Below are 2,988 nucleotides of genomic sequence, written 5' to 3'. Positions count from 1 at the left end.
CGGCCGCAGGGCCAAGACCGATCCGATCGATGCGGCCGTCATCGCTGCCTTCCTCGTGGCGACAAAGCCGGCGATCCGGCCATTGCGTGATGCCGAGACGCAGACCCTGTCCGAACTCATTGCCCGGCGGCGGCAGATCGTCCAGATGGTCGTTGCCGAGGAGAACCGGTTGCGCATGGCACTGGCCAAACAGGCGCAGAAGAGCATCAAGCGCTTGCTGACGGCCTTGCGGCGCGAGCTCGAAAACCTCGATGCCGATCTCGACAGCCATATCCGCAAATCGCCGGTCTGGCAGGTGCGCCAGACGCTGTTGACCTCGGTGCCGGGTGTCGGGCCGACAACGGCGCGGACGCTGCTGGCCGAGCTGCCCGAACTCGGCAGCCTCGACCGCCGCCAGATCGCTTCACTGGCAGGGCTTGCTCCTTGGACGCGGCAATCGGGAAAATGGAAGGGCAAGAGCTTCATCGGCGGCGGGCGCGGCAAGGTGCGGGCCGTGCTGTTCATGGCCGCCCTCGTCGCCAGCCGGTACAACCCCGACCTCAAGGCCTTCCGCGACCGCCTGGTCGCGGCCGGCAAGCCCAAGATCGTCGCAACCGTTGCCACCATGCGCAAGCTGCTCACCATCCTCAACGCCATCATCAGGGACGGACGACCATGGCAAAACGCTTGACAACGAAGACAGTCGCTCTCCCCGCTCGCGGGGCGAAGGGGGCGAGCCGCACCCTCTCCGTCCCTCGCCAACCTCGTGCAAGACACGTCCCCTCGCCCCGTTTACGGGGAGAGGGTTAGGGTTAGGGGCAGCCACTGGCTCGAACCGTGCAATCTACAGCGCGCCCCGCCTATCCCTGCTCGCAAAAAACGATGCGGTTGCTGAAGGGGTCGATGACGGTCATCTCCAGTCCCCAGGGCGCCTCTTCCACGCCGGGCTTCATGTAGCGGTAGTCCTTGCCGGCGAGTTCGGCGTGGTAGGCGCGCACATTGGCGACGCGGACGAAGGCCTTGGCGCCGGGGCTGGCGTCGCCGGAATGTTCGCTGAGGTGCAGCGCCATGCCGTCACGCGAGACCTGGCAATAGAGCGGGGAGTTTTCCTCGAAGCGGTGCTCCCAGTCGAGATGGAAGCCGAGGAAGCCGCAATAGAATTCCATGGCCTTCTCCACCGAGAAGATGCGGAAGATCGGCATCGGCGGTTCGATGCCGATAGCGGAGCGGGAAGCACCCGCCGCATCGATCTTGGCCGAGAGGATATTCCATTGCTCGAGCCCGAACTGGCGGGCGACGATTTCGAGCGTCTCGCTGTGGGTCAGCGAAATGTCGCGGTCGGCAAGCGCCTGCCGCAAAGTCTTTGCCATGAGCTTGGCATCGCGAAAATCGCGCATATCTCATCCTTCCGTCGGCGGCAAACAGGACGATCAGTGCCCGCGTCTGCTGACCCGTTCGCCATCGATCGCCAAACGGCAAGGGATGTGAAGGATGGTATCTGGATGCATTCACCATAACGCCAAAGTGTCAAACGTCGAGCGTCGCGGGGCGGCTGGCCGCATCCGGCCAGGGGCGATATTATGAGAGGAGCCGTCAGCAATCAAGACGCCGTGCGCGCCACCTCGAGGGGAACCGCCTGCAGGTGGCCGGCCAGCTCGACCCGGTTGCGGCCGCCCCGCTTGGCGGCGTAGAGCGCCTTGTCCGCAGCACTCAGCATGGCATCGAAATCCAGGCTCTTGGCGCGCCCGGGCGCCACGCCGACGCTGACCGTGCATTTCAGCACCGCGTCGTCGATCGCAATCTCGCGCGCCTCGAAATCCCTGCGGATGCGCTCGGCCGCCAGTTCCGCCCGGCCGGGCATGCTCTCCTTCAAGACCAGCGCGAACTCCTCGCCGCCCAGCCGTGCGGCAATGTCACCGGCGCGGCAATGGGCGGCAAGTTCGGCGGCGAAGACCTTGATCACGCGATCGCCGGCCGCATGGCCGAAGCGGTCGTTGACGGATTTGAAATGGTCGATATCGAAGACGATGACGGCGGTGGTCGAACCCATCGGGCGCGTGCCGTATTGGTCGAACAGGGCGCGGCGGTTGAGCAGCCCGGTCAGCGGATCGGTGATCGCCTCGAGCCGATGGCGGGCGGCAAGCCGCCACTGATGCAGCGCCAGCGACAGCGCGCCGATCCCGGTCATGCCGGCGATGCAGACGGCAAGGCTCAAATCCTCGGCCCAGTTGCTCGGCGCCTTGCCGAGCACCAGCTTGCCGTCGGAGATCAGCACGGCGGCGCAGAGCACGAAGGAGATCGCCGTCAGCGTATAAAGCGCCGAGATGCCGAGGATCGGCGCCGGCGCTTCAGCACGGGCGAGCCAATATTGCCGGGCGGTGGCAAAGAGAAGCAGGGCAATGGCGAGATTGTCAGCGATGAAGGCCAGGCCGTCATAGCCCGATACCAGCGGCACGATCGAGAAGACCATCGCCGCCAGGGCGCGGATCGCAATGCCCGGCAAGGACAGGCGGCCGGTGAGAAACTGCCGGCCGGCACCCCAGATGGTGGCAAAACCGGCATGGAACAGCACGAAATTGGCAATGCCGAAGCCCATCTCCGGCCTGTCCACATAGGCGCTGTAGACGAAAATGCCGCTGACGACGAAGACCAGGCCGACGGTGGCGGTGAGCAGCACGGTTTCGGCCCGGCGGACAAGCCAGCCGCCCATCAAGGTCACGGCAAGGCATGCCGTGGAGACGCCGAGCGCCAGCAAGAGGGAGTTATAGTCAAGCATCATGCTTTTTCAGTCTCCGCGACTGCAGCCACGCCGGATAATATTGGCAACCTATGCGATCGGCGATGAGGAATGTCTTACGCATTCCGTTAAAAAATGATGCACCGCACACGGAGATGTTAGGGTGGTAACTTCGAGGCGAAGCTCGCGCATGAGGCGCCCCTCATCCGGCTGCCGCCACCTTTGTAACTTCCCTTTACCCGCTATTGGCGTAGTACTGCCTATTGCGGTGG

Annotated in this window: 3 protein-coding genes; 1 reads left to right on the top strand and 2 read right to left on the bottom strand. The window is 64.5% G+C overall.

What is annotated here, in order from left to right:
• Window positions 1–670, top strand: a 670-nt coding sequence (locus tag AF337_RS27250) for an IS110 family RNA-guided transposase (protein WP_049734594.1), incomplete at its 5' end; no start/stop codon positions are given.
• Between the two features lie 169 nt (window positions 671–839).
• Here AF337_RS27250 and AF337_RS27245 read toward each other — a convergent pair.
• Together AF337_RS27245 and AF337_RS27240 are read right to left on the bottom strand one after the other, a co-directional pair.
• Window positions 840–1,376 carry a glyoxalase superfamily protein gene (locus tag AF337_RS27245; RefSeq protein WP_049734593.1) on the bottom strand — a complete coding sequence of 179 codons (537 nt, stop codon included), beginning with the start codon at window positions 1,374–1,376 and terminating at the stop codon, window positions 840–842.
• 203 nt (window positions 1,377–1,579) lie between these two features.
• The gene (locus tag AF337_RS27240) at window positions 1,580–2,758 is read right to left on the bottom strand and encodes a GGDEF domain-containing protein (RefSeq protein WP_049734592.1); all 1,179 of its coding nucleotides are present in this window, start codon (window positions 2,756–2,758) and stop codon (window positions 1,580–1,582) included.
• Between the last annotated feature and the right edge of the window lie 230 nt (window positions 2,759–2,988).

It is taken from the genome of Rhizobium ecuadorense, from assembly GCF_001187535.1.
GTDB classification, from domain to species: domain Bacteria; phylum Pseudomonadota; class Alphaproteobacteria; order Rhizobiales; family Rhizobiaceae; genus Rhizobium; species Rhizobium ecuadorense.
This window is presented reverse-complemented; position numbering and strand designations above follow the sequence as displayed.